Origin of the sequence: Burkholderia sp. BCC1638 (assembly GCF_902833195.1) — a bacterium.
Taxonomy (GTDB): Bacteria; Pseudomonadota; Gammaproteobacteria; order Burkholderiales; family Burkholderiaceae; genus Burkholderia; species Burkholderia diffusa.
Window position 1 is genome coordinate 109,412 of record NZ_CADFEC010000013.1, and the last position, 25,729, is coordinate 135,140.

A 25,729-nucleotide genomic window follows, 5' to 3' on the forward strand; every position below is an offset into this window, starting at 1 on the left:
AGTGACGCGAGCCCCGACTTTTACCCTACGTCGCTCGCGCGACCGTCAGGCGCTCGGGGGCAACCTCTCACTACACAAAGTCGGCGCGGTGTGATTGCTCATTATGGGCGAGGTTCCTGCTGCCAGCGCGAAATGCGCACAGGCATACGGCGCCACATTGCGCCGAGCACGTACAACGCGCCCCGCTTCAGCGGCGCAGCTGCGGGACGCTCAATCGCAACGTGCACAAGCAGTGCGGCCCCGATCGCCGCGACGACTACACCCCAAAACAGTACGACTTGGTCGACGGCCGCACCGACTTCGTTGAACAGCATGTAGCCGACGTTCTGATGGATCAAGTACAGCGGATAGCTGACCGCACCGAACCAAACCCATCGCGAGCTGTTGAGCATCGGCCTGTGGCGCAACGCGAGCGTAAGCATCACAACAAAAAACGAGGTCATCGCGGCCGCTACGACCACCGGATTCAGAGGCTTCCCGAAGTTCTCGCTGAAGTACGGCAGGAGCTGGAATTCGTGATAGAGCGAGAGCGCCCAGGCGGCGCAGACGAGCGCGATGCGCGATCGCGACAGGCCGCGTGCGCGGATGAGAAAGCACGCAGCGCCGGCGATGAAGAATCCAGCATAGTCCGTCACCAGAAAGCCCTTGAGCTTGATGATGGGGAACAGGTTCACAAGCACGGTCGCGACGAGCCAAACGAACAGCCAGCGCTCGGCGCGATGGATCTGGCCGATGATGAGCAGAATGCCGACCAGGCGGTAGAACCGCAGCTCCGCGCCGAGCGACCAGTACGCGCCGTCGATCGGATCGGCGCCGAAGCCACCGCCGAGCGTCGCCAGGTTCACCAGGTATTGCGGCCACGTCGCGGTGAATCGATCGCCGCCGATCGCGAGCGTCACGAAAAAAGTGATCGTGCAGCAGACCCAGAACGCGGGTAGGAGGCGAGATGCGCGTGACGCGATGAAGCGCTTGATGCTTCCGTCGCCCGCCGTCATCAGGATCACAAAGCCGCTGATCATAAAAAACAGGTGCACGCCCAGAAATCCGTACTGCGCGATCGGCTCGAGCGCCGGATAGTGCATGGTCGTCAGGTCGTCGCCGGCGTAGCCTCGAAAGGCATAGTGAAAGAACACAACGGCGATGGCAGCAAGGAAGCGGAGCAGGTCAAGCTCGGGAATTCGGGAAAACTTCACGGTCGAATCTTGTTGGAATTGAGAACGCGTCGGCCCGACGCTCACGCAAACACCGGCCATCCCCATACGCCGCTTGCGCGGCCGGCTGGCACTTGGAGGGCAGGCTCTTACTGCACGAAGCCGGTGCCGCGTGAGCGGCGATTATGGCCGAACCGCCGAAAGCAGGCCACGAAACACAGAGACTGCATAACCAGGGCGCATAAAGGTGCATAGAAGAAACGTCCCGCCGATCGCCGCGCGGCCCGTGCCGGCCGGCCCTGTGCTGCCTGTGCATGCGTGCACAAAATCCACTCGTTTTTGCGGGCAGGTGGGGCAGGGTCACAACTGCGCGCGACGACGCATCGATTCGCATCGTCGCGCATCAAAACGCATGATTTCCGCGCACGGGAAAACGCCCGAAATTCCACACCACAAGGGCCGTCGAGCCTAGTAGCCGGGTGCATTAAAACCACCCTGTCAAGCGAAGCCCGCAGGCGGGGAGGGGACTGCGCGGCGGCCGATGCGGCATAGCCCCGCCCCATACCCCATCCTCACCTCTCCGGCCCCTGCCGGACAGCACGACAACCGCGCGAGGACACCGGCCTTAAGGCGACCGCCCCTCCCGCACACCAAACCAACAAACGGCAATAGCACCTCTATTCGTGCCACCGCCAGACACAAAAAAGGGCTGCGACCGGTTGCCCGGTACACAGCCCTGTCGCATGAATTCGACTAGCGCTAATGCGCGAGGTCGCCAGCGGGTCAAGTGCGAAATCGTCTGGATCGCCATCGTGATTGCCTCATACCCACTCACTCTTCACCAATCGCCCACCAAAATATCTGACTCGTCTCATATCAATCGGCCACCCTCTTCGATACCCTGATTTTGGATTAATCCCCAATCTTCATCGCATTTTTAAATGCCATCAGGAATGCCGCCATAAATGATAAATAAAATTAAGTACGCTACAGCAACAGCACTCGTCGCACTTCTCCCCCTAAACTCGACTGCTGCGGTAGGAAACAGCACTTGTTACCCATTTTCGAAAAAACAAAGGCAATCCCCGGAGAACCGTCTTGCAGACTTACCGCATCCACCGCCAATGTTGGAATGGGCTCCTCGTACTGCACAGCCACCATAACATACATCAATGACTATTGCGGAGACTTGTGTTATTCATCCGTCGCGAAACTCGGTCAATTGGACAGGCCCGCTGGCGCGACTTCCAATGGATTTATCAACAACCAAACCTGCATTGCCAAAGATGCCTGCATTAACAAGTCGACATTACAGAATCAGAAGTGGCTCGATGCTGTGGTCCCCGATTTTGTCGACCCGTTCATTCGAAAGAGTGGACAATGGCCACAAGTCTTGCAAAACTGTAAATTTCTTTCTAGCGGAATCCCTCAATTCATCAGAGAAAAGTGGTGCGAAGGCCATATGGCAAAGTATCACATTGAAAACGATCTTCAAAACTCTCTAAACAAGAATGGATGCGGCACCGAATCCGACTGGAATTCAATTGGAAACGTTATCAACAAATGCGTAAAGGATGCAAACCCTATACCAGGCATGGGAAATGTTGCCAACCAAATTGTGCAATATCTGCGCGACTCCGTACGAGCATCCTGCATTGCGCATCGAACTCAAAACAACCTTCCCATTGAATCCAACTAACACCATGACCAAGACAATAAACATGCTCTCAAAGTTTTTGTTTTCCGCAGCATTCTTTGTGGCAGTCAACCCCTCATTTTCCCAGCCTAACAATGATCAGCCGAACGCTTTACTTGAAATTAGCATTAACGGCGTCGTTCACAAAGGCGAGGTCGAACTCATGGCAGAGGGAATTAACGACGCAGCGACAACACGCCAATTCATCGAGCAGAACAGCATTCGTCTTCCCAAAGGTGGAAGCGTCCAATTAAAAATCACGCTCATTACTAGTGATGGCAAACGGCAAGATGTGACCAATAACGTTTCAAATATGTGGAGCTTGAATCAGACCGGCTGGCTTTTTCAAGTAAAAGCACCTGGACTGCTCGTCCAACAGCCCGGGCCAGCATACGCAAGCAACCAGACTCTCATGAATTCAACATTTGGAGAAATTACGTATGTCTACAAAAATGGAAATGTCATCGCTTACAACAGCGTTTATGTACGAGTGGTTAAGTGATCTGATTTCACATAATTAACTTCCACGCAGCACGCCAACCCATCGGGAATTACGATTTATATTTTATGTCGCCGAAACGGACTAAGCACTGACGGAGTGTACTCCATAATGCCGCACTACCGCTTCGGCTAGTGGGGGGGCGCATCACAACGTCTTTCGTATATGCTTTTTCCATTGCGATTATATCGATGAAGCAACATCGCCCTGAAAAAATAATCGTGCAAAATATGACAAAAGAAGCTGAATGTGCGAACTTCTCAAGTGAACCTGGTAAATCAGATCAGTTCATTGCTCTTTTTTCGGGACTGGTGCTGGCGGAATCTCATAGTCGTCAAACGCCACAACCGCCTCGCCAAGCCAGTCATTCAGCTCGGCGAAGCGGGTCTGCGGCGCTCGAACGTGACCGGGTTGCAGTGGTCGCAGGTCGACATCGTGCGGCGCGTCGCTTGGATTCATCCGGACCAGGCGAAGGCAAAGAAGGCGATCACCGTTCCGCTGTCCGATACGGCCATTGCAGTCCTACTGCGCCAGCGTGCAAAGAAGCGGGCACCCGAGTTCGTCGACAGCGTGTTCGTGTACCAGGGCCGGCCGGTGTATCAGACCGTGACGGCCGCGTGGAGCAAGGCGCTGAACCGCGCCGGCATCCGTGATTTCCGCTGGCACGATCTGCGGCACACCTGGGCGAGCTGGCACGTCCAGCGCGGCACGCCGTTGCAGGTCTTGAGGAGTTGGGTGGGTGGGAAACGCTCGAAATGGTGCAGCGCTATGCACACCTGTCGGCCGCTCACCTGGCGCAGTGGGTACAGCCACATCTGCCTATTGCCCAGGTCATCGAACTGTCGCGCGAAACAGCGTCAGCGCCGCCGGAAACACTGCTGACCGCAGCCGGCTAACTGTAATTTCACTGTACCGGGGGAACACGATGAAGTAGCGAAACCGCTGAAAGCCTGATCAGGCTTTTTGGCGCGCCCGGCTGGGATCGAACCAGCAACCCCTGCCTTCGGAGGGCAGTACTCTATCCATTGAGCTACGGGCGCGTGTGACAGTGAAACGACCCCAATAAACCGGCCGCCCACCATTGGCAAGACGGCAAGGATACCCGGTTTCCCATGAAGCGTCCACCTTGCCCGCAGAATCCCCGTCACGCCCCCATTCGTGCGGGTAAACACGCGCCTTCGCGCCGCTCGCCGTGATGTAAACGTTCCGTCTATAATCGTCCGTGCTTCATTGGACTGCCATTTTGCCGTTGCACCGCGCTCACAATTCCTATTCACGGAGACGAGGCAAGCATGAGCGAAGCACCCCACGAATCTCCCGTCAAAACCCCCGGGCAGCTGATTGCCGTCGTCATCGCATCATTCGCGATTCCGATCGCCCTGATCGTCCTGTTTGCCACCTATGCCAACCACGCCTTCCGCTCGGGCGCCGGCACGGACGCGCTATCGGACGAACAGGTCGCCGCGCGGATCGCGCCGCTCGCGAAGGTCGACGTGAAAGACGCCAACGCGCCCCGCACGTACAAGACCGGCGAGGAAGTCTACAAGGCCGTGTGCGTGACGTGTCACGGCACGGGCGCCGCCGGCGCGCCGAAGTTCGGCAACAAGGACGACTGGGCACCACGCATCTCGCAAGGCTTCGACACGCTGCTCAAGACGGCGCTGTCGGGCAAGGGCGCGATGCCGCCGCGTGGCGGCACGAATCCCGACGACGTCAGCGACTATGAAATCGCGCGCGCAATCGTCTACATGGCGAACAACGACGGCGCGAACTTCCCCGAACCGGCTGCCCCGGCCGCCAATGCGGCGCCGGCGGCGAGCGGCGCGGCGGGTGCGGCAGGCGCGTCGGGCGCCGACGCGTCGAACGCGCAGGCCGCCGCTGCAATGGCCGCAATCGCCGCGATTCCGAAGGCCGGCGAAAAGCCCGCGGCCGCGCCGACCAGCGCCGACGCCGCATCGGCCGGCAAGGCGCTGTATACGCAGGTCTGCCAGGCGTGTCACGCGGCCGGCGTGCTCGGCGCGCCGAAGTTCGGCAGCAAGGAGGACTGGGCACCGCGCCTGAAGGACTCGATGGATACCGTCTACAACTACGCGCTGCACGGCAAGGGCGCAATGCCGCCGAAGGGCGGGTCGAGCGCGTCCGACGCCGACGTGAAGGCGGCCGTCGACTACATGGTCAACGCGTCGAAGTAACGCCTGCCGGCCAGAAAAAACCCCCGCGGCGCATGCGCATCGCGGGGGTTTTCTTTTGCCGGCGCGGCCGGGCCGGCCGCCTCTCGCACGTCACTTCTGCAACAGCGCCTTCAGGCTCGCGAGCCGGTCCTTCGGCGTCATCGGCGCTTCCTCCGGCGTCGGCGGCGGCGCTTCGTCGAGACCCATCTCGGGGATGAAGCGCGACGGTTCGCACACGACCGTCTCGCGCGCCCGCTTGCGCTTCTTGCACCAGTTCAGGTGCAGGCTGCGCTGCGCGCGCGTGATCGCGACGTACATCAGCCGGCGCTCCTCCTCGATCCGCTCGTTGTCGATCGGGCCGTCGTCCTCGCTGCCGCCGCGGTGCGGCATGATGCCTTCCTCGACGCCGACCAGGAACACGTGCGGATACTCGAGCCCCTTCGACGCATGGACGGTCGACAGGCGCACCGCGTCCGGATCCTCTTCCTTGCCTTCGAGCATCGACATCAGTGCGACGGTCTGGATCAGGCCGAGCAGGTTCTTGCCGGTATCGGCGAGCCCGTCGGCGTTGTGGAAGCCGTCGGCCTCGCCGTCGACGGCCTCCGTCTCGGGCTTGGTGCCCTTGCGCTTCAGCCATTCGAGGAATTCGAGCACGTTCTGCCACTTCGACTGCGCCTGCCGCTCGTCGAACGCGTCGTACAGATAGGCCTCGTAGTGAATGGCCTCCATCATGTCGTCGAGCACGACGGTCGCGGGCTCCTTGTCCGCGCGGTCGGTCAGGCGCTGGATGAAGTCGCAGAACATCCGCAGCGGCTCGACCTGGCGCGCGGACAGCCGCGCCTCGATCCCGCCCATGTACACGGCCTCGAACAGCGACACCTTCGCCTGCCCCGCGAACGAGCCGAGCGCTTCCAGCGTCGTGTTGCCGATCCCGCGGCGCGGTGTCGTGACCGCGCGGATGAACGCGGGATCGTCGTCGGCGTTCGCGATCAGGCGCAGGTACGCGCACAGGTCCTTGATCTCGGCCTTGTCGAAGAACGACTGGCCGCCCGACAGCACGTACGGAATCCGCTCACGCCGCAGCACCTGCTCGAAGATCCGCGCCTGGAAGTTGCCGCGATACAGGATCGCGTAGTCGCGGAACTGCGTGCGCCGCTCGAACTTGTGCGCGGACAGCCGGAACACGACCGATTCGGCTTCGTGTTCCTCGTCGTTGCACGGCGTGACGGTGATCGAGTCGCCCATCCCGTGCTCGGACCACAGCTTCTTCTCGAACAGCTTCGGGTTGTTCGCGATCACGTTGTTCGCGGCGGTCAGGATCCGCACCGTCGACCGGTAGTTCTGCTCGAGCTTGATCACGTGCAGCTTCGGGAAATCCTTGCCGAGCTGCGCGAGGTTCTCGAGCGTCGCGCCACGCCAGCCGTAGATCGCCTGGTCGTCGTCGCCCACTGCCGTGAACGCGGCGCGCGGGCCGGCGAGCAGCTTCAGCAGCTCGTACTGGCACGCGTTGGTGTCCTGGTATTCGTCGATCAGCAGGTAGCGCAGCTTGTTCTGCCAGCGGTCGCGCACCTGCTCGTTCTTCGCGAACAGCTCGGCCGGCAGGCGGATCAGGTCGTCGAAGTCGACCGCCTGGTACGCGTGCAGCGTCGCGACGTAGTTGCGGTAGACCAGCGCAGCCTGGTGCTCGTCCTCGTTGGCCGCGATCGTCATCGCCTCGTCGGGCATGATCAGGCCGTTCTTCCACAGCGAGATCGTGCTCTGGATCTTGCGGATCAGGCCCTTGTCGGTGGTGCCGATCTGCTCCTGGATCATCCCGAAGCAGTCGTCCGAATCCATGATCGAAAACTGCGGCTTCAGGCCGACGTGCTCGGCCTCCTGACGCAGGATCTGCACGCCGAGCGAGTGGAACGTGCACACGGTGAGCTGATTGACGGGCACCTTGCGGCCTTCCTTGCCGGGCGTGGTGAGCGTCTTGCCCTCCAGCAGCTTCGACACGCGCTCGCGCATCTCGGCCGCGGCCTTGTTCGTGAACGTGACGGCCGCGATGTGGCGCGGCTCGAAACCTTTCGCTTCGATCAGGTGCGCGATCTTCTGCGTGATCACGCGGGTCTTGCCGCTGCCCGCGCCGGCGAGCACGAGGCAGGGACCGTCGAGGTAGCGCACCGCTTCGTTCTGAGCGGGGTTGAGGCCTGCGGACATGATGACGGATGATGTTGCGGTTGACGGCGGAACGCCGGGAGGATGCCGCGCGCGGCAGGCCTGGATTGCAGGCGGACACGCGGGGCAGGACGCGCATGTTAACACGTCGGCGGCGGCCGGCGGCTGACGATGCCGCCAGGTGGCGACGCGCAACACCGGCGGGCTTCGCGCCCCTTTTCCGGCACCCTTTTCCCGCATCCTTTCCCCACGCGCTTTCCGTGCGCTGCCCGCGTCGGCGGACGCACGCCGAACATCCGAACAGGCAGCAAATCTCCCCTCTGTTTGATCCATCGTCGCGCGGCCCCCGGCGGCAACATACGTGAAACGTCGGCGAGTACGCGCCGCCGCCCCTTCATTCGCCGTCATCGATTTCCGCCGCCATGAATGACACCGTCATCGCCGCTCCCGTCTCCGAGGCCGAGCTGGCCCGCGCCGCCGCGCTTCACGCCGCCGGCTCGCTTCAGGACGCGGAGCAGGCCTACCGCCAGATCCTGCAAACGCATCCCGAACACGCCGATTCGCACCTCCGCCTCGCGACGGTGCTCGAACAGCTCGACCGGCGCGACGCCGCGCTGCGGCACTTCCGGGCCGCGGTGGCGACCGAGCCGTCGCAGCGGCGCTACTGGATCGCGTGCATCGACGCGCTGACGCGCGACAACCAGATGGATGCGGCGCGCGCGCTGGTCGCGCAGGCCCGCACGCACGGCATCGACGCGCTGTCGCTCGAACTCGCGGCGGCCGATGCGCCATCGGCCTCCGCCGACGAGCTGGCGGCCGTGCTCTCCGAATTCATGAATACGCTCGCCGCGCTGCTCGACAAGCGGCAATTCGCGCAGGCCGAAGGCATCGCGACCCAGCTGACCGAATGGATGCCCGACGTCGGGCTCGGCTGGCGGGCGCTGGCCGTCACGCTGGTTCAGCAGGAGCGCCACGCGGAAGCCCTCGCGCCGATGCGCAAGGCCGCCGCGCTGATGCCCGACGACGCCGACACCCGGCAGGACCTCGCCGACCTTGAGGCGCACGTGATGCAATCCGCGCCGGCGCCGCAGCCTGTCGCGCTGCCCCTGGTGCCGAATGCGACGCTCTGCACGACGCTGCCGGGCAGCCGTCAGTTCCGGCATTTCGCGGGCGGCCTGGTCGCCACGGTGCCGGTGCTGATCCCGACCTTCAACAATCCGACCTATACGCGCCGGATGGTGGCCCAGCTGAAGGCGCGCGGCCTGCGCAACATCGTGATCGTCGACAACGCGTCGAGCGCGCCGGACATGCTCGCGTTCCTGGAAAGCGTGCAGGACGACGTGACCGTCGTGCGCCTGGATCGCAACGCGGGCCCGCGCGACCTGTTCCTGTCGGACGCGAACTACGCGCGCCTGCCGGACCTCTTCTGCGTCACCGATCCGGACCTCGAACTGAACGACGCGCTGCCGCCCGAATTCCTGTTCGAGCTGATCGACGCGACCGAAGCGTTCCAGACCGGCAAGGCCGGCTTCGCGCTCGACATCTCGCAACCGGAGCTGATGAAGGAAACGACGCTCTTCTGCGGCGACCGCCAATACACGACGCTCGAATGGGAGGCGAACTTCTGGCGCCACCAGATCGGCAGCACGGCGGGCGGCGACCCGATCTACAACGCGCCGATCGATACGACGTTCGCCGTCTACAACAAACGCTACTTCCGCCGCGACTCGCATCTATGCGGCGTCCGGTTCGCGGGCCGCTACACCTGCAAGCACGTGCCCTGGTACAAGGAGACCGGCCTGACGGACGCGGAGGAGCAGTACTACCGCGAACACCAGAAGTGGTCGAACTACCTGGCCTGACACACGGCGGCGGCGAGCATCGGCGCATCGCCGCGCCATGCGTGCAGCCGCCCTCTTCGCCCGACAACCCTGACACCTCGCGCCATGCTACCCAGAGTCAACCTCGTCAAGACCGACAACGCCGATTACCTGCTGTTCGCGACCCGGGACGCGATTTCGGCGAACCTCTATTACAACGGCTCCTGGGACGCATCGCTGCTGACCATCAGCCAGATGTTCTACGCGAACGAGGAGGCGCCGCTGGTCCTCGACATCGGCGCGAACCTCGGCGCCTATGCGGTGCCGATCGCCAAGAGCATCGCCGCGCAGGGCGGCATGGTCTACGCGTTCGAGCCGCAGCGCATCGTCTATTACCAGCTGTGCGGCAACGTGTTCCTGAACCGGCTCGAGAACGTGCACGCGTTCAACGTCGCGATCGGCAACCAGGACGGCATCATCCCGCTGCCCGCGATCGACTATTCGCGCTCGATCAACATCGGCGGCTTCTCCCTCGACGAGCAGTTCAACCTGCGCCGCAACTCGGTCGAGACCGTCGCGAGCCAGCAGCCGAGCGACGTGCCGATCGCCCGGCTCGACACGCTGAACTTCCCGAAGTCACCGTCGCTGATCAAGATCGACGTCGAAGGCCTCGAACTCGACGTGCTGAAAGGCGGCACGACCTTCCTCGAACGGCACGGCTTTCCGCCGCTGCTGCTCGAGGCCTGGAACCTCGAATGGTTCTCCGAAAAGCGCGCGGCGCTGCTCGACTACCTGAAGACGCTCGGCTACACGTGGTTCGCGATGGGCGACGAGCTCGTCGCACAGCATCCGTCGTTCGCGCGGCAGGTCAGCTTCGAGACGGGCGCCGACGGCGTGATCCGGATGAACCGCACGCGCTGACGGTTCGGCCCCGGCGCGCCGTCACGCGCGCAGGCGCTGCCTGAGCGCGTCGGCGGCCTGTGCGGCCCACGCGGCGCACGCGGCCGCGCCGGGATGAAAGCCGTCCGCCGCCATCAGGTGCGGCTCGAGCGGCAGCGCGACGCGCAGGAACGTGCAGCGCGGGTGCGTCGCGGCCCACTCGGCGAGCGTCGCGTTGAGCCGCTTCGCGCGCAGGCCGAGATACCACGCGAGGGGCTGCGGCAGCGCCGGAAAGCGCTCGATCGGCGGCACTGCCGACAGGATCACGTGCGCGACCCCGAATCGCGCGGCGAGCAGCTCGACGAGCGCCGCCTGCGCGGCACGCCAGCGCGCCGGCGACACGCCGCCCGTCACGTCGTTCACGCCGAGCGACGTCACCGCCACATCGAACGGCTGCGCCGGCTCGGCGGCAAGCCAGTCGACGAGCTCCTCGGCGGTCAGCCCCGTGCGCGCCAGCAATTTCCAGCTTACGCGGTGCGATGCCGCAAGCGCGCGGGCAAGCTGCCCCGACAGCGCGTCGCGCTGCGACGCGACACCGACGCCCGCGGCGGCCGAATCGCCCAGCACCAGCACGCGCAGCGGCGGCCCGTCGCCAGCCGTGCCGTCGCGCGGACCGGCCGCCTCGGCGAGCCGCGGCGTGACGCGGCGCACGCGCCGCCCCTGCATCAGCAGCAACGGGCCCAGGGCGGCGGTGGCAAGCGGATATCCCATGGTTTCGATCCGGTAACGGGGCAAGCAGGCGACGCGGGACGCGCCGGAACGGTCCCCATTGTGTCGGATTCGCACGCCGGCGGGCGCGATCCCGCCATTCGGCCGAGGTCATTCATGCGCATGCGCACCGGCTCCCTGTCCGTTCGGCCAACGCCCGCTCGCGCGCGTGCCGCCGTGCCACAATAGCCGTCCGCGCGGCCGGTGGCCGCAACGCTTTGCCCCCTCGTACGCAGCCAAGGATTGCCATGTCGTCATTGCTCAGGATTGGTTTGATGGGTTTCGGTTTCGCCGGCGCGACGTTCCACGCGCCCGTGATCGCCACGAGCGGCCGCACCGAGATCGCCGCGATCGCGACGGGCCAGCCCGATCGCGCGCGCGCCGCATACCCGGGCGCACGCATCGTCCCCGATCTCGACACGCTGCTCGGCCTCGACGACATCGACTGCGTGGTGATCGCCACGCCGAACGACACGCACTTCACGCTCGCCCGCCAGGTGCTCGAAGCCGGCCGGCACGTCGTCGTCGACAAGCCCGTCACGCTCACGGCCGACGAAGCGCTCGCGCTCGCGCGGCTCGCGAACGCGCGCAGCCGCCTGTTCGCGCCGTTCCACAACCGCCGCTGGGACGGCGACTTCCTCACCGTGCGGCGCATCGTCGAATCCCGTGAACTCGGGCGGCTCACGTATTTCGCGTCGCACTTCGACCGCTTCCGGCCGACCCCGCGCACGCGCTGGCGTGAGGAGCCCGCACGCGGCGGCGGCCTGCTGCTCGACCTCGGCCCGCACCTGATCGACCAGGCGCTCGCGCTGTTCGGGCTGCCGGAAACGGTCAACGCCACGGTCAAGACGCGCCGCGACAACGGCACGGCGCCCGATTTCGTGCACCTGCTGCTCGGCTATCCGGACAAGGACGTCGCGCTGCACGCGAGCGCGCTGTCGGCGATCGAGCCCGCGCGCTTCACGCTGCACGGCACGCGCGGCAGCTACCAGAAGTTCGGGCTCGACACGCAGGAAGACCAGTTGAAGGCCGGCCTGACGCCGGACCACGTCGAGTTCGGCGGCGGCAACCCGCCCGGCGTGCTGCGCGTGCTCGACGGCGAAGTCGAGGTCGAGCGGCCGGTGCCGACGCTCGACGGCCAGTACGCGGAGTTCTACCGTGCGCTCGCCGCGTCGGTCCACGACGGCGCGCCGTTCCCGGTCACGCCGCAGGACGCCGTCGACGTGATGACGATCATCGAGCTCGCCGCGCAAAGCGAGCATGAAGGCCGCCGGGTACCGTTCGTGCGCCGCAACGTCTGACGGCCGCCGGCCGGGTCGGTGCCGTCCCGGCCTCGGCCATCGCGTCGCGCCGCCCCCGGCAGCGACCACGCGTCAGCCGCCGCGACAACACGGTCCCGAACATTCCGTTACAAATGGTGCGGGAACGAAAGTCAGCGGTCGCCCGGTCTGATGCGTTTCTCAAAAAGTCGATCCGACACCAAACCGTCAGGAGAATGTGATGCAACGGTTGATTCGCGCAGCGGCATGCTGCGTCCTGGTTTCCTCGCTCGCGGCCTGTGTCGTGCAGCCGCAGCGGCCGGCCCGACAGGCGCCCCCGCCCCCGCCGCGGCCGAATCCGCAGGTCGTTGCGAACGATCGCCTGCTGGAGGTCCAGGGCCGGATCGACAACCTGCACCGCCGGATCGACGCGCGCGTCAACGGCGGCTACTACCCGCCGCCGTACGGCGCGCAGTTGCACCACCGGCTCGACGTGATCCGCCAGGAAGCGAGCGACATGTCGACCCAGCACAACGGCGGCCTGTCCGGCGACGAGCAGCGCGTGCTGAACCAGGAACTCGACACGGCCGCGCGCGCGATCGGCGAGTAATACCGGCCATGCCGGCGTCCGCCGGTGCCGGCAAAAGCGGCGGCGTCCCTCACGCCGTCGCTTGTCGCGAAGCGACATTATTTTGCTCAAATTGACAATGCCGACCCGCTCGCGTACAGTCGCCCGCACGCGTCGGGAGAGCGTGTGACCGCGTAGCTTGGCAACGCCGGTCGCGCCGCCGAAGGGGCACACCCGCAAACTCTCAGGCAAAAGGACCGACCGCGTCGGGGAATCCCGTCCGCGCTTCGCGCGGGCCGCACTCCCCGCACTCTGGAGAGCGGCAGTAGCCCGCTGCGCGATTGCAGCGCGGGCAGGCTGCCCACCGAAGGGGCGCGCGTTCGCCGGCTTGTGGCCGCGGCGCAATCTCTCAGGTATCGAGGACAGAGGGGCATGTATCGCATCGCTCGCAGGCACACGGCCGCGACGGTCGGCACATGGCCGTTCTGACCCGCGCGCAAGCGCCTTGCCTGAGGCCTCGATGACTGCACTGAATCAAACCCCGCTCAACGCCGCGCACCGCGCGCTCAATGCCCGCATGGTCGACTTCGGCGGCTGGGACATGCCCGTCAACTACGGCTCGCAGATCGAAGAACACGAAGCCGTGCGCACCGACGCCGGCATGTTCGACGTGTCGCACATGTGCGTCGTCGACTTCACCGGCAGCCGCGTGCGCGCGTTCTTCGAACACGCGATCGCCAACAACGTCGGCAAGCTCAAGACCCCCGGCAAGGCGCTCTACTCGTGCCTGCTCAATCCGCAGGGCGGCGTCGTCGACGACCTGATCGTCTATTACTTCACCGAAGACTTCTTCCGCGTCGTCGTCAACGCCGGCACGGCCGAGAAGGACATCGCGTGGTTCAACCAGCTCAACGAACAAGGCGGCTACGGCCTCACCATCGCGCCGCGCCGCGAATTCGCGATCGTCGCCGTTCAGGGCCCGAACGCCCGTGAAAAGGTCTGGACGACGGTGCCCGCCGCGCGTGCCGCGACCAGCGAACTGAAGCCGTTCAACGCCGCGCAGGTCGCCGGCACACCGTTCGGCGATCTCACCGTCGCGCGCACCGGCTACACCGGCGAAGACGGCTTCGAAGTGATCGTCCCGGCCGTGCACGTCGAAGCGCTGTGGGCCGCGCTGCAGCAAAACGGCGTGCGCCCCTGCGGGCTCGGCGCGCGCGACACGCTGCGCCTCGAGGCCGGCATGAACCTGTATGGCCAGGACATGGACGACACCGTGTCCCCGCTCGACGCGGGCCTCGCGTGGACGGTCGACCTGTCGGCGCCGCGCGAGTTCGTCGGCCGCGCCGCGCTCGAGCGCGACGGCTCGCGCGCCGCGTTCGTCGGCCTGATCCTGCAGAAGGAAAACGGCAAGGCGGGCGGCGTGCTGCGCGCGCACCAGAAGGTCGTCACGCCGCACGGCGAAGGCGAGATCACGAGCGGCACGTTCTCGCCGTCGATGCAGGAATCGATCGCGTTCGCGCGCGTGCCGGCGGCCGTCCAGGTCGGCGACATCATTCATGTGCAGATTCGTGACAAGCAACTTCCCGCGCGCGTGGTAAAACTGCCGTTCGTGCGCAACGGCAAGGTCCTCGCTGCGTAACGACCGAGAGGCGACCGGGAGGCCGCCTCCCGGGAAGCCGGGAAATGGCGCCCGGCGCAACCACACCCCGGCGCGCCTCGGCGGCGCGCCAGCATAACGAACACACCCTTTTATCCAGGAGCATCCGATGAGCAACGTCCCGGCCGATCTGAAGTACACCGACGAACACGAGTGGATCCGCACCGAAGCCGACGGCACGCTGACGGTCGGCATCACCGATCACGCGCAGAGCACGCTCGGCGACATCGTCTTCCTCGAACTGCCGCAAGTCGGCAAGTCGGTGAACGCAGGCGACGCCGTCGGCGTCGTCGAATCGGTGAAGGCGGCATCCGACATCTACTCGCCGGTGTCCGGCGAGGTCGTCGCCATCAACGAAGAAGCCGCCGACTCGCCGGAAGAAGTGAACAGCGACGCATACGGCACGTGGCTCTTCAAGATCAAGCTCGCGGCCGGCGCCTCGACCGACAAGCTGATCGACGCCGACGCCTACAGCAAGCTGATCGACTAATTTTCCCTACCCGAACCGCGCGGGACCGGCCAGCCGGCCCGCGCGGGACCAGAGTCACGCCATGAAGCTCGAACACCCGGACCGCCTGATGAACCGCACGCCCCTCTCGCTCGCCGCGCTCGAAACGCACGACGCGTTCGCAGAACGCCACATCGGCCCCGACGCCGCCAGCCAGCAGGCCATGCTCGACACGCTCGGCTTCGCGTCGCGCGCCGCCCTGATCGACGCCGTGATCCCGGCCTCGATCCGCCGCGCCGAAACGCTGCCGCTCGGCCCGTTCGCGCAACCGAAGAGCGAGGCCGAAGCCCTCGCCGCGCTGCGCGCCCTCGCGGACAAGAACCAGGTGTTCCGCTCGTATATCGGTCAGGGTTACCACGACACGCACACGCCGGCCGTGATCCTGCGCAACGTGCTCGAAAACCCGGCGTGGTACACGGCCTACACGCCGTACCAGCCCGAAATTTCCCAGGGTCGCCTCGAGGCGCTCCTGAACTTCCAGCAGATGGTCGCCGACCTCACGGGCCTCGCGATCTCGAACGCGTCGCTGCTCGATGAAGCAACGGCCGCGGCCGAAGCGATGACGCTGCTGCAGCGCACCGGCAAGCCGGCGTCGAACGTGTTCTACGTCGCCGACGACGTGCTGCCGCAAACCCTTGAAGTAATCCGCACGCGCGCGCTGCCGATCGGCATCGAAGTCAAGACGGGCCCGGCGGCCGACGCCGCGCAGGCCAACGCGTTCGGCGTGCTGCTCCAGTATCCGGGCGTGAACGGCGACGTGCGCGACTACCGCGCGCTCACCGAAGCGATCCACGCGGCGGGCGGCCATGTCGTCGTCGCGGCCGACCTGCTTGCGCTGACCGTGCTGACGCCGCCCGGCGAATGGGGCGCGGACGTCGCGGTCGGCAACACGCAGCGCTTCGGCGTGCCGATGGGCTTCGGCGGCCCGCACGCCGCCTACATGGCCGTGCGTGACGAATTCAAGCGCCAGATGCCGGGCCGCCTCGTCGGCGTGACCGTCGACGCGCAGGGCAAGCCCGCGCTGCGTCTCGCGCTGCAGACCCGCGAACAGCACATCCGCCGCGAGAAGGCGACGTCGAACGTGTGTACCGCGCAGGCGCTGCTCGCGATCATGGCGAGCATGTACGCGGTCTACCACGGCCCGCACGGCCTGAAGACGATTGCGCTGCGCGTGAACCGCATCGCGGCGCTGTTCGCCGCCGGCGTGAAGCAGCTCGGCTTCGCGACCGTCAACGACACGTTCTTTGACACGCTGACGATCGACACCGGCGCGCGCACCGCGCAGGTCCATGAATTCGCGAAGGCCAAGCGCATCAACCTGCGCCGCGTGAGCGACACGCAAGTCGGCGTGTCGGTCGACGAAACGACGACCCGCGACGACCTCGCCGATCTCCTCGCCGTGTTCGCGCAAGCCGCGGGCGGCACCGCGCCGGGCGTCGACGCGCTGGACGCGGGCCTCGCCGGCGTCGCCGCGCTGCCGGCCGGCCTCGAACGCACGAGCGCCTACCTGACGCACCACGTCTTCAACCGCCACCATTCCGAAACCGAAATGCTGCGCTACCTGCGCAGCCTGTCGGACAAGGATCTCGCGCTCGACCGCTCGATGATCCCGCTCGGCTCGTGCACGATGAAGCTGAACGCGACGTCGGAAATGCTGCCGGTCACGTGGCCCGAATTCGGCCGGATCCATCCGTTCGCGCCGGCCGAGCAGACCGTCGGCTACCGCGAGATGATCGACCAGCTCGAGCAGATGCTCGTCGCGGCCACCGGCTACGCGGCCGTGTCGCTGCAGCCGAACGCCGGCTCGCAGGGCGAATACGCGGGCCTGCTGATCATCCACGCGTATCACGCGTCGCGCGGCGAAGCGCATCGCGACGTGTGCCTGATCCCGGCATCCGCGCACGGCACGAACCCGGCGTCCGCGCACATGGCCGGCATGAAGGTCGTGGTCGTCGCCTGCGACGCGCAGGGCAACGTCGACATCGCCGACCTGAAGGCGAAGGCCGAGCAGCACGCGAACGACCTCGCGGCGATCATGATCACGTATCCGTCGACGCACGGCGTGTTCGAGCAGAACGTCCGCGAAATCTGCGAGATCGTGCACGCGCACGGCGGCCAGGTGTACGTCGACGGCGCGAACATGAACGCGATGGTCGGCCTGACCGCGCCGGGCCAGTTCGGCGGCGACGTGTCGCACCTGAACCTGCACAAGACCTTCTGCATCCCGCACGGCGGCGGCGGCCCGGGCGTCGGCCCGGTCGCGGTCGGCGCGCACCTCGCGAAGTTCCTGCCGAACCAGCGTTCGACCGGCTACGCGCGCGCGGAAGACGGCATCGGCGCGGTGTCGGCCGCACCGTACGGCTCGGCGTCGATCCTGCCGATCTCGTGGATGTACATCGCGATGATGGGCGCGAAGAACCTGACCGCCGCCACCGAAACCGCGATCCTCAACGCGAACTACATCGCGAAGCGCCTCGCGCCGCACTACCCGGTGCTGTATTCGGGCCCGGGCGGGCTGGTCGCGCACGAGTGCATTCTCGACCTGCGTCCGCTCAAGGAAACCAGCGGCATCAGCGTCGACGACGTCGCGAAGCGCCTGATGGACTACGGCTTCCACGCGCCGACGATGAGCTTCCCGGTGCCGGGCACGCTGATGGTCGAGCCGACCGAATCGGAATCGCAGGAAGAACTCGACCGCTTCATCGCCGCGATGATCGCGATCCGCGACGAGATCCGTGCGGTCGAGGAAGGCCGCGCCGATCGCGAGGACAACCCGCTGCGTCACGCGCCGCACACGGCAGCCGTCGTCACCGCGAACGAATGGCCGCACGCATACTCGCGCGAGCAGGCCGCGTACCCGGTCGCATCGCTCGGCACGAACAAGTACTGGCCGCCCGTCGGCCGTGCGGACAACGCCTACGGCGACCGCAACCTGTTCTGCTCGTGCGTGCCGATGTCGGAATACGCATAACGCCCGCGCGCACCGGAGTCCGGCCGTGACCACACCGCACGCAACCGCCGGTTGCGTGCGGTTTTTGCATTCGCCGCCGGCCCGATCGATTCACGCTTGCCCCCCAATCCGGCTAACATCACACGCGATCCAGCCAATCAAGGAGTTCCGCATGGTGCGTCCGATGTTTCCGGGCCATGGTGCAACGCAGGAGCGGCCGCGCACGCGCCGCTTCGTGCCGCTGCTCGTCGCGTCGCTGTCGTTTGCCGCCGCCGGCCTCGGCACGGCGGGCAGCGCGCGCGCGGCGATGAATTTCTGCGCGGCGCCCGCGTTGCAGGCGAGCGAGACGACGCAGGCCGAGCCGGGCGTGCAGGCGCTGATCCGCAGCGTCGACGCGCGTATCGGCGAGCAGCCGAAGGCGTTGGCGCGCGTGCACACCGAAGGCACGCTGCCGCACGAAGGCATCTACGACCAGAGCGCCGACGCGCTCAAGGACATGGAGCTGATGCGCGACGCCGCGCTCGCGTGGCGCGTGACCAATGCGCCGCGTTACCTGCAGCTCGTCGACCGCTTCCTGTCCGCGTGGGTGTCGACCTACCAGCCGAGCTTCAACCCGATCGACGAGACGCGCTTCGACAGCCTGATCGTCGCGTACGACATGACGGCGAGCGCGCTGCCGGTCAAGACGCGCAACGCGACGGCGGCGTTCATCGCGAAGCTGGGCGCCGGTTACGTCGCGCAGATCGACGCGCAGAAGCGCCCGCTCGCCGGCACCTGGCGCAACAACTGGCAAAGCCACCGGATCAAGCTGGTCGCGCTGTCCGCGTTCACGCTCGGCGACCGCAAGATGATGAACGCCGCGCAGCGGCTGTTCGTCGAGCATCTCGCCGACAACATCGGCCCGGACGGCAAGACCTGGGATTTCGAGGAACGCGACGCGCTGCACTACGCGGTGTACGACCTTCAGCCGCTGGTGACGGCCGCGCTCGCCGCGCGCCGCTTCAACCGCAACTGGCTGCGCGAGCGCGGCGCGAACGGCGCGACGCTCGCGGCCGCGCTCGACTGGCTCGTGCCGTACGCGCTCGGCGAAAAGACGCACGAGGAATTCGTGAATTCGCCGGTGCCGTTCGACGCGAAGCGCCGCGAAGCCGGCTTGCCGGGCTACACGGGGCAGTGGGACCCGAAAAACGCCACTGAACTCTTTCATCTGGCCGCGCGGCTCGACGGGCGTTATGCCCGCGTCGCGCGGCAGCTTTCCCCCAATCCGCCCGCATGGCTCGCCGCGTGCCTGCCATTGCAGGCGCGTTAGCACTATTCTCAAAGCAAGGCAGGAATCGAAATGGCAGTCAGCGTGTTTGACCTCTTCAAGATCGGCATCGGCCCGTCCAGTTCGCATACGGTCGGACCGATGCGCGCGGCGCTGATGTTCGTCCAGGGCCTCGAGCGCGACGGGCTGCTCGACGCGACAGCCAACGTGAAGGTCGAGCTATACGGCTCGCTCGGCGCCACCGGCAAGGGCCACGGCACCGATCGCGGCGTGATTCTCGGCCTGCTCGGCGACGCGCCCGACACCGTCGATCCCGACACGATCGACGCGCGTCTGGAGGACGTCCGCAAGTCGAAGAAGCTCGCGCTGCTCGGCACGCATCCGGTGCCGTTCGTGCTGAAGGAGAACATCGCGTTCTACCGCCAAGCGCTGCCCGAGCACCCGAACGGCATGAAGCTGCGCGCGTCCGACGCGAACGGCGCGGTGCTGGTCGAGCGCACTTACCTGTCGGTCGGCGGTGGCTTCGTCGTGACGGCCGGCGCGCCGAACACGAAGGTGCTGAGCGCGGCCGAGCAGATGACGCATCCGTTCCGCACCGGCGCCGAGCTGCTCGCGCTGGCCGAGTCGACCGGCAAGTCGATCGCGCAGCTGATGTGGGAAAACGAGCGCGCGTGGCACACCGAGGAAGAGACGCGCGACGGGCTGCTGAAGATCTGGGCCGTGATGCAGTCGTGCGTGTCGCGCGGCTGCGGGATCGGCAACCCGGAAGCCGACGGCAACCTGCCCGGCCCGTTCCAGGTCAAGCGCCGCGCGCCGCAGCTGTACCGCACGCTGACGGGCAGCCCGGAGCGTGCGCTGCAGGATCCGCTGTCGATGATCGACTGGATCAACCTGTACGCGATCGCGGTCAACGAGGAAAACGCGGCCGGCGGCCGCGTCGTCACCGCGCCGACCAACGGCGCGGCCGGCATCATCCCCGCCGTGCTGCACTACTACACGCGCTTCACGCCGGGCGCGAACGAGCAGGGCGTGATCGACTTCCTGCTGACGGCCGCCGCGATCGGCATTCTGTACAAGCTCAACGCGTCGATCTCCGGTGCGGAAGTCGGCTGCCAGGGCGAAGTGGGCGTCGCGTGCTCGATGGCGGCCGGCGCGCTCGCGGCCGTGCTCGGCGGCACGCCGCAGCAGGTCGAGAACGCGGCCGAGATCGGGATGGAGCACAACCTCGGCCTCACCTGCGACCCCGTCGGCGGGATGGTGCAGATCCCTTGCATCGAGCGCAACGCGATGGCATCGGTGAAGGCCGTCAACGCGGCGCGCATGGCGCTGCGCGGCGACGGCTCGCATTACGTGTCGCTCGACTCGGTGATCAAGACGATGCGCGAAACGGGCGCCGACATGAAGACGAAGTACAAGGAAACGTCGCGCGGCGGCCTGGCGGTGAATATCGTCGAGTGCTGATGCGGTGACGGCGGGCGGGCGCACGCGCCGAGGCGCGCCACCGCCCCGCTCGTTCCGACACTTTTCGCCGGCCGGCGCACCGGCGCCCCGCCGACAGGCGTAAGCTGTAGCTCCCGCTACCCAGGGAGACGGCAGCCCATGTCGCATTCCAAGGATCTCGAGCCGCGCGCCACTTCCGGCGCGCGACTGCTCGTCGATGCGTTGCTCGCCAATCACGTCGAACGCGTGTTCTGCGTGCCGGGCGAGAGCTTCCTCGCCGTACTCGATGCGCTGGCGGACGACACCGCGCGCATCCAGACGGTCGTCTGTCGCCACGAGGCGGCCGCCGCGAACATGGCGGAGGCGGTCGGCAAGCTGACCGGCCATCCCGGCATCGCGTTCGTCACGCGCGGACCCGGCGCGACCCACGCGTCGATCGGCGTGCACACCGCGTTCCAGGACTCGACGCCGATGATCCTGTTCGTCGGCCAGTGCGCGCGCGAGCACCTCGACCGCGAAGCCTTCCAGGAAATCGACTACCGCCGGATGTTCGGCCAGATGGCGAAATGGGTCGCGCAGATCGACGACCCGCGCCGCATTCCCGAATACCTGAGCCACGCATTTCACGTCGCGACATCCGGCCGGCCCGGACCGGTCGTGCTCGCGCTGCCCGAGGACGTGCTGTCCGAAGCCTGCGCGCCGCAGCCCGTCGTGCCGGCCGCGAAGCGGGTCGCGGCGTCGCCGTCGGCCGCGCAGGTCGACGAGCTGCGCGAACGGCTCGCGCGCGCCGAGCGGCCGTTCGCGATCGTCGGCGGCAGCGGCTGGACGCCCGACGCATGCGCGAACCTGCGCACCTTCGTCGAGCGCTGGCAACTGCCGGTCGCATGCGCATTCCGCTTCCAGGACACCTTCGACAACGCGCACCCGAACTACGCGGGCGACGTCGGTCTCGGGATCAATCCCGCGCTCGGCAAGCGGATCCGCGACGCCGACCTGTTGCTGGTCCTCGGCCCGCGCCTGGGCGAAGCGACGACCGGCGGCTACACGCTGCTCGACATCCCGAAGACGCGCCAGACGCTGATCCACGTGCACCAGGGCGCGGACGAGCTCGGCCGCGTGTATGCGGCCGATCTGCCGATCGTGTCGGGGATGCCGGAGATCGCGGCGCCGCTCGCCGCGCTCGAACCGCCGGCGCACCCCGCGTGGGCCGGCACGGCCGCCGACGCGCACCGTGCATACCGCGAATGGCATGCGCCGCTGCCGATGCCCGGCGACGTCCAGCTCGGCGACGTGATGGTGCAGCTGCGCGAGCGCCTGCCGCACGACGCGATCCTGACCAACGGCGCCGGCAACTATGCGATCTGGCTGCATCGCCACTTCGCGTACCGGCACTTCCGCTCGCAGCTCGCGCCGACCAGCGGCGCGATGGGCTACGGACTGCCCGCCGCGCTCGCCGCGAAGTCGCTGTATCCGTCGCGCGCCGTCGTCGCGCTCGCCGGCGACGGCTGCTTCATGATGGCCGGCAACGAACTCGCGACCGCGATGCAGTACGGGCTGAACATCGTCGCAATCGTCGTCAACAACGGGCATTTCGGCACGATCCGCATGCATCAGGAGCGCAACTATCCGGGCCGCGTGCACGGCACTGGGCTCACGAATCCCGATTTCGCCGCGTATGCGCGCGCGTTCGGCGCGCATGGCGAGACGGTCGAGCGCACCGCCGACTTCGCGCCCGCGCTGGAGCGCGCACTGACCTGCGGGCTGCCGGCGCTGATCGAGATCCGCATCCCGCAGGACGCCAGCACGCCGGCCGCGACGCTCGAGCAGATCCGCGAACAGGGCCGCCGCGCGCGCGGCGCATGACCGTGGAACGGCGCACCGCAGCGGCCGGCCTCGCGCTGTCGCGCGACGACGCGCTCACCCACCCCGGCACGCTGCTCGCACCCGACGGCATGCTCGTCGCGCCGTACGACCTCGAGCACGGCGGCGGCCCCGCGGAGGATCACGTGCCGGCCGCCCCGGCGCTCGGCCTGCTGCACGCCGCGCACCAGCCGTTCCGGCTCGACTACGACCGCACGACGGACGTGCACGTGATCAACGGAATGGGCGTCACGCTCGGCGACTCGGTGATCGGGCTGACCGCGCTCGCCGCGCTGCGCGCGATGCATCCCGGCCTGCGCTTCACGCTGTTCCGACCGGCCCGCGCGCCGCGCTACGTCGACGCGTTGTATGCGCTCGCGGCCGACGTCGTCGCGCCGTCGCGCGCGCTGCCGTGCGCCGCCGATGCGCTGCCCGCGCACGCGCCGTGCGTCGATCTCGGCAATCACCTGTATTGGCCCGCGTTCGCACGGCAGCCGATGATCGACTTCTTCCTGGACGCGCTCGGCGCCGATCCGGCCACGGTGCCGCCCGCCGCGAAGCGCAACCGCTGGCTCGCGCGGCTGCGGCTGCCCGCGCTGCCGGCCGAATGGCGGCGGCCATACGTGCTGTTCTGCCCGACCGCCAGCACCGCGGTGCGCAGCGTGCCGCCTGCGCTGCACGCGACGTTCGTCGAGCGACTCGCGCAGCGTTACGGGCTGCCGGTGGTCGGCTTCGGCCCGGTCGCGCATCCCGCCTACGTCGACGTGAGCCGCGACGCGGCCGACACCGCTCGCTTCATTGCCTGGGTCAAGGGGGCGAGCGTGCTGTTCGCGCCCGATACGTCCGCGCTGCATCTCGCCGACGGCTTCGACGTGCCGACGCTCGGCTGTTTCACGACGATCGGGCCGGCGCTGCGCGTGCGCGACTATCCACGCTGCGTGCCGGTCGCGCTCGACGTGCCGGTCGAATTGCACGGGCTGCATCGCAGCGAGCGACCGGACGATCTCGCGGCGGTCGAAGCCGCATACCGGGCGATCGACTGGGATGCCGTGCCGTGGCCTGCGCCGCGCGACGCGGCGGCTACGTCCGGATAGAAAAACGAAAATCGCCCGAAAAATCGGGCGTGCAGCGGCAGCCATGCGCCGTCGCCCGGCTCATCCGGCCGCCACCGTCACCGCGCGCTCGCGCAGCGTCTCCGACGGCCGCTTGCCGAACAGCCGCCGATAGTCGGTCGCGAACTGGCTCAAGTGCCAGAAGCCCCACGCCTCCGCGACGTCCTGCACCGAGCCGGCCGCTCGCCCGCACAGGTCGCGCCGCGCGCCGTTCAGCCGCAGCGTGCGCAGGTAGGTCGCGGGCGCCATGCCGAGCACGTCCTGGAAGCAGTACTGCAGCGTGCGCCGGCTCACGTGCAGTTGCTCGCACAGCTCGGGCACGCCGACCGGGCGCGTGCGGTGCGCGAGCACGTACTCGCGCGCCTGCTCGACGATCCAGCGCCGTGTCGACGGTGCGCCGCCGACGCCATCGTCCGCGGGCTGCGCGCACGCATCGAACAGCGCGGCCAGCACCTCGGCCTGCAGGTCGTCGCGCTGCGCGTCGGGCAGCGGCCCGCCCACGGCCGCCGCGCCGTCGAGCCGGCGGCCGAGCAGCGCGCACAGGCGCGCGAGCCGCGTATCGCCGACCTGGATCACGCGCTGCGTGAACAGCCGTTCGTCGAGCGCGCGGTGTTCGACTTCCTCCGCGTAGCGGCGCAGCACGTCGCCGCGCACGACCACCCCGTAGATCGAGAACTGCGCGGGCGTCAGCAATTCGAATTCGACGTTGCCGGGCCGGAACGCGAGCGCACCGGGCCCGATGCGGCACGCATCGACGCGCGCGGTGCCGTCGCTGACCAGCGGGATGCCGAACCAGTACGCGTCGCCGCGCACCTCGCATGCCTGGCGCAGCAGGTGGCTGGTCGATTCGCGAAACAGCTTCATCGTGTCGAGCGGCAGCTCGGTCAGCGTGCCGACGAAGCGGCCGGCCGCGAGCTGGTCGTAAGTCTGCCGCCAGCCGATCAGGTTGCGCGCCTGCTCGTCGGCGTCGTGCGCGACGCTGACCACGGCCTGGCCGGCGAGCGCGTCGTCACCCTGCGCGCTGCACCGCGTGTCCTCGGCCGTCGGCTCGGCCATGCACTCCACTCGTTGACCCATCGTGTTCTCCTCACCTGCCCGGAACTGCGTCCAACACGCAAGTCCCGTGCCGAACCGCGCGGTCCGGCGACAAGCCCGTCATTGCACGCCGTGCGGCCGCCGCGCGCCATGAGGGCGCACCCGGAGGCGGCACGCCACGCACCGCGCGGGTGCGGCATGCGCGCCGCGCGCAGCCCGGCGACGCGCTACGCGCCCGGCCGCAACCGCACGACCCGCGTGCCGCAATTGCCGTACGCCTGCGCGACCGCCAGCTCGACGATCGGGCTGCCGGCCGGCCAGGGCGCGGCATCCGCCGCCGGCAGATCGGCGCGCAACGTCGCGCGGCCGTTGATCCGATAGCGGATGCCGCGCACGAAATCGATGAACAACAGCCCGATGCCGCTGCCGTCGCACGCGCGCGCATCGATCCGGTCGCCGTCGCCGTGCGTCGGCAGCGCGAAGCGCAGCGTCTTCGTGTCGATCACGCGCACGACCGGCCACAGGTCGCCGTTCGCGTCGCGCATGCCCTGCACGATGTCGCAGGTCACGTGCGCCGGGCCGCCGCATGTCGTGCCGACGAACATGAACGGCTGCGATTCGACGAACTGGCGCACGCCGATGCTCAGCCGCGTCGTGACGACGTCGCTCATCCGCTCGGCTTCGTCGGCCACGCCGAACCGGTGCTGCGCGTCGAGCTCGCCCGCGTGGAACACCGGGTGACGCGGATAGGATCGGGGCGGTTCTGCCATGCTGGTTTCCGTCGGGGCCATCGATGGATGCGCGATGCAGGCGCGAACGCGCGACGGCCGGTGCCGCGCAGCCGACGCCGCGTATCGAATGACGAAAGGCGAAAACGGCGAAGTGCCGGACGATCGCCCGACCGTCGAACGTTGCACGGCGATCCGCTGTCG

Annotated in this window: 18 protein-coding genes, 1 tRNA gene, 1 pseudogene and 2 riboswitches; of the genes and pseudogenes, 14 read left to right on the forward strand and 6 right to left on the reverse strand. The window is 67.2% G+C overall.

From position 1 onward, the window contains the following. Nucleotides 1-101 precede the first annotated feature (101 nt). Nucleotides 102-1,193, reverse strand: coding sequence for an acyltransferase (locus HWX22_RS17410; protein ID WP_244135235.1), 1,092 nt, complete (start codon nucleotides 1,191-1,193; stop codon nucleotides 102-104). A 1,613-nt stretch (nucleotides 1,194-2,806) separates the two neighbouring features. Between HWX22_RS17410 and HWX22_RS17415 the strand changes: the two genes are divergently transcribed. Together HWX22_RS17415 and HWX22_RS17420 are read left to right on the forward strand one after the other, a co-directional pair. Then, entirely contained in the window at nucleotides 2,807-3,349 is a 543-nt protein-coding gene (locus HWX22_RS17415; protein ID WP_175916105.1) for a hypothetical protein, read from the forward strand. 381 nt (nucleotides 3,350-3,730) lie between these two features. After that, nucleotides 3,731-4,242, forward strand: a pseudogene (locus HWX22_RS17420) (site-specific integrase); the annotation flags it as partial. 68 nt (nucleotides 4,243-4,310) lie between these two features. Here the strand turns inward: HWX22_RS17420 and HWX22_RS17425 are convergent. Beyond that, a tRNA-Arg gene (locus tag HWX22_RS17425) sits at nucleotides 4,311-4,386 on the reverse strand. A gap of 252 nt (nucleotides 4,387-4,638) precedes the next feature. Here HWX22_RS17425 and HWX22_RS17430 point away from each other — a divergent pair. Continuing rightward, nucleotides 4,639-5,538: a c-type cytochrome gene (locus HWX22_RS17430; RefSeq protein ID WP_175907757.1), complete on the forward strand. Its 900-nt coding sequence runs from the start codon at nucleotides 4,639-4,641 to the stop codon at nucleotides 5,536-5,538. A gap of 90 nt (nucleotides 5,539-5,628) precedes the next feature. Here HWX22_RS17430 and HWX22_RS17435 read toward each other — a convergent pair whose 3' ends face one another. Continuing rightward, nucleotides 5,629-7,716: a UvrD-helicase domain-containing protein gene (locus HWX22_RS17435; protein WP_175916106.1), complete on the reverse strand. Its 2,088-nt coding sequence runs from the start codon at nucleotides 7,714-7,716 to the stop codon at nucleotides 5,629-5,631. A gap of 380 nt (nucleotides 7,717-8,096) precedes the next feature. Here HWX22_RS17435 and HWX22_RS17440 point away from each other — a divergent pair, with 380 nt between their 5' ends. Further along, nucleotides 8,097-9,536 carry a tetratricopeptide repeat protein gene (locus tag HWX22_RS17440; protein WP_175907759.1) on the forward strand — a complete coding sequence of 480 codons (1,440 nt, stop codon included), beginning with the start codon at nucleotides 8,097-8,099 and terminating at the stop codon, nucleotides 9,534-9,536. Nucleotides 9,537-9,620: 84 nt separating this feature from the next. After that, nucleotides 9,621-10,415 (forward strand): FkbM family methyltransferase, encoded by a 795-nt coding sequence (locus HWX22_RS17445; RefSeq protein ID WP_175907762.1) that lies wholly within the window; start codon nucleotides 9,621-9,623, stop codon nucleotides 10,413-10,415. Between the two features lie 21 nt (nucleotides 10,416-10,436). Here the strand turns inward: HWX22_RS17445 and HWX22_RS17450 are convergent, their stop codons facing one another. Further along, nucleotides 10,437-11,144 (reverse strand): SGNH/GDSL hydrolase family protein, encoded by a 708-nt coding sequence (locus tag HWX22_RS17450; protein ID WP_175907764.1) that lies wholly within the window; start codon nucleotides 11,142-11,144, stop codon nucleotides 10,437-10,439. Between the two features lie 245 nt (nucleotides 11,145-11,389). Here HWX22_RS17450 and HWX22_RS17455 point away from each other — a divergent pair, with 245 nt between their 5' ends. The 9 genes from HWX22_RS17455 (at nucleotide 11,390) to HWX22_RS17495 (ending at nucleotide 23,744) form a co-directional block, all read left to right on the forward strand. Then, nucleotides 11,390-12,442, forward strand: a complete 1,053-nt coding sequence (locus HWX22_RS17455; protein WP_175916107.1) for an oxidoreductase — start codon at nucleotides 11,390-11,392, stop codon at nucleotides 12,440-12,442. A 199-nt stretch (nucleotides 12,443-12,641) separates the two neighbouring features. Continuing rightward, a complete protein-coding gene (locus tag HWX22_RS17460) occupies nucleotides 12,642-13,010 on the forward strand; it encodes a hypothetical protein (RefSeq protein ID WP_059531112.1) in 369 nt (122 codons plus the stop codon). A gap of 123 nt (nucleotides 13,011-13,133) precedes the next feature. After that, nucleotides 13,134-13,239, forward strand: a riboswitch (glycine riboswitch). Nucleotides 13,240-13,270: 31 nt separating this feature from the next. Then, nucleotides 13,271-13,404: riboswitch (glycine riboswitch) on the forward strand. Nucleotides 13,405-13,488: 84 nt separating this feature from the next. After that, nucleotides 13,489-14,607, forward strand: a complete 1,119-nt coding sequence (gcvT, locus tag HWX22_RS17465; protein ID WP_175907767.1) for a glycine cleavage system aminomethyltransferase GcvT — start codon at nucleotides 13,489-13,491, stop codon at nucleotides 14,605-14,607. A 127-nt stretch (nucleotides 14,608-14,734) separates the two neighbouring features. Beyond that, complete coding sequence (gene gcvH / locus HWX22_RS17470) at nucleotides 14,735-15,115, forward strand: glycine cleavage system protein GcvH (RefSeq protein ID WP_057926424.1); 381 nt, start codon at nucleotides 14,735-14,737, stop codon at nucleotides 15,113-15,115. 61 nt (nucleotides 15,116-15,176) lie between these two features. Further along, nucleotides 15,177-18,104, forward strand: coding sequence for an aminomethyl-transferring glycine dehydrogenase (gene gcvP, locus HWX22_RS17475; RefSeq protein ID WP_059531117.1), 2,928 nt, complete (start codon nucleotides 15,177-15,179; stop codon nucleotides 18,102-18,104). 151 nt (nucleotides 18,105-18,255) lie between these two features. After that, a complete protein-coding gene (locus tag HWX22_RS17480) occupies nucleotides 18,256-19,392 on the forward strand; it encodes an alginate lyase family protein (protein WP_175907769.1) in 1,137 nt (378 codons plus the stop codon). Nucleotides 19,393-19,422: 30 nt separating this feature from the next. After that, nucleotides 19,423-20,811 (forward strand): L-serine ammonia-lyase, encoded by a 1,389-nt coding sequence (locus HWX22_RS17485; protein WP_175907771.1) that lies wholly within the window; start codon nucleotides 19,423-19,425, stop codon nucleotides 20,809-20,811. A 138-nt stretch (nucleotides 20,812-20,949) separates the two neighbouring features. After that, nucleotides 20,950-22,653 (forward strand): thiamine pyrophosphate-binding protein, encoded by a 1,704-nt coding sequence (locus HWX22_RS17490; RefSeq protein ID WP_175907773.1) that lies wholly within the window; start codon nucleotides 20,950-20,952, stop codon nucleotides 22,651-22,653. Then, the gene (locus tag HWX22_RS17495; RefSeq protein ID WP_175907775.1) at nucleotides 22,650-23,744 is read left to right on the forward strand and encodes an ADP-heptose--LPS heptosyltransferase; all 1,095 of its coding nucleotides are present in this window, start codon (nucleotides 22,650-22,652) and stop codon (nucleotides 23,742-23,744) included. Before HWX22_RS17490 ends, HWX22_RS17495 begins: the two co-directional genes overlap by 4 nt. Nucleotides 23,745-23,804: 60 nt before the next feature. Here the strand turns inward: HWX22_RS17495 and HWX22_RS17500 are convergent, their stop codons facing one another. Together HWX22_RS17500 and HWX22_RS17505 are read right to left on the reverse strand one after the other, a co-directional pair. After that, on the reverse strand, nucleotides 23,805-24,839 hold the full coding sequence (locus tag HWX22_RS17500) for a helix-turn-helix domain-containing protein (RefSeq protein ID WP_059531131.1): 1,035 nt from the start codon (nucleotides 24,837-24,839) through the stop codon (nucleotides 23,805-23,807). A 185-nt stretch (nucleotides 24,840-25,024) separates the two neighbouring features. Beyond that, complete coding sequence (locus HWX22_RS17505; protein WP_175907777.1) at nucleotides 25,025-25,567, reverse strand: hypothetical protein; 543 nt, start codon at nucleotides 25,565-25,567, stop codon at nucleotides 25,025-25,027. Nucleotides 25,568-25,729 lie beyond the last annotated feature (162 nt).

Excerpts from the sequence above, each read along its gene's own strand:
- HWX22_RS17430 (WP_175907757.1), top strand. The coding sequence starts at position 4,639 with ATGAGCGAAGCACCCCACGAATCTCCCGTCAAAACCCCCGGGCAGCTG.
- HWX22_RS17435 (WP_175916106.1), bottom strand. The coding sequence starts at position 7,716 with ATGTCCGCAGGCCTCAACCCCGCTCAGAACGAAGCGGTGCGCTACCTC.
- HWX22_RS17440 (WP_175907759.1), top strand. The coding sequence starts at position 8,097 with ATGAATGACACCGTCATCGCCGCTCCCGTCTCCGAGGCCGAGCTGGCC.
- HWX22_RS17445 (WP_175907762.1), top strand. The coding sequence starts at position 9,621 with ATGCTACCCAGAGTCAACCTCGTCAAGACCGACAACGCCGATTACCTG.
- HWX22_RS17450 (WP_175907764.1), bottom strand. The coding sequence starts at position 11,144 with ATGGGATATCCGCTTGCCACCGCCGCCCTGGGCCCGTTGCTGCTGATG.
- HWX22_RS17455 (WP_175916107.1), top strand. The coding sequence starts at position 11,390 with ATGTCGTCATTGCTCAGGATTGGTTTGATGGGTTTCGGTTTCGCCGGC.
- HWX22_RS17460 (WP_059531112.1), top strand. The coding sequence starts at position 12,642 with ATGCAACGGTTGATTCGCGCAGCGGCATGCTGCGTCCTGGTTTCCTCG.
- gcvT (WP_175907767.1), top strand. The coding sequence starts at position 13,489 with ATGACTGCACTGAATCAAACCCCGCTCAACGCCGCGCACCGCGCGCTC.
- gcvH (WP_057926424.1), top strand. The coding sequence starts at position 14,735 with ATGAGCAACGTCCCGGCCGATCTGAAGTACACCGACGAACACGAGTGG.
- gcvP (WP_059531117.1), top strand. The coding sequence starts at position 15,177 with ATGAAGCTCGAACACCCGGACCGCCTGATGAACCGCACGCCCCTCTCG.
- HWX22_RS17480 (WP_175907769.1), top strand. The coding sequence starts at position 18,256 with ATGGTGCGTCCGATGTTTCCGGGCCATGGTGCAACGCAGGAGCGGCCG.
- HWX22_RS17485 (WP_175907771.1), top strand. The coding sequence starts at position 19,423 with ATGGCAGTCAGCGTGTTTGACCTCTTCAAGATCGGCATCGGCCCGTCC.
- HWX22_RS17490 (WP_175907773.1), top strand. The coding sequence starts at position 20,950 with ATGTCGCATTCCAAGGATCTCGAGCCGCGCGCCACTTCCGGCGCGCGA.
- HWX22_RS17495 (WP_175907775.1), top strand. The coding sequence starts at position 22,650 with ATGACCGTGGAACGGCGCACCGCAGCGGCCGGCCTCGCGCTGTCGCGC.
- HWX22_RS17500 (WP_059531131.1), bottom strand. The coding sequence starts at position 24,839 with ATGGGTCAACGAGTGGAGTGCATGGCCGAGCCGACGGCCGAGGACACG.
- HWX22_RS17505 (WP_175907777.1), bottom strand. The coding sequence starts at position 25,567 with ATGGCAGAACCGCCCCGATCCTATCCGCGTCACCCGGTGTTCCACGCG.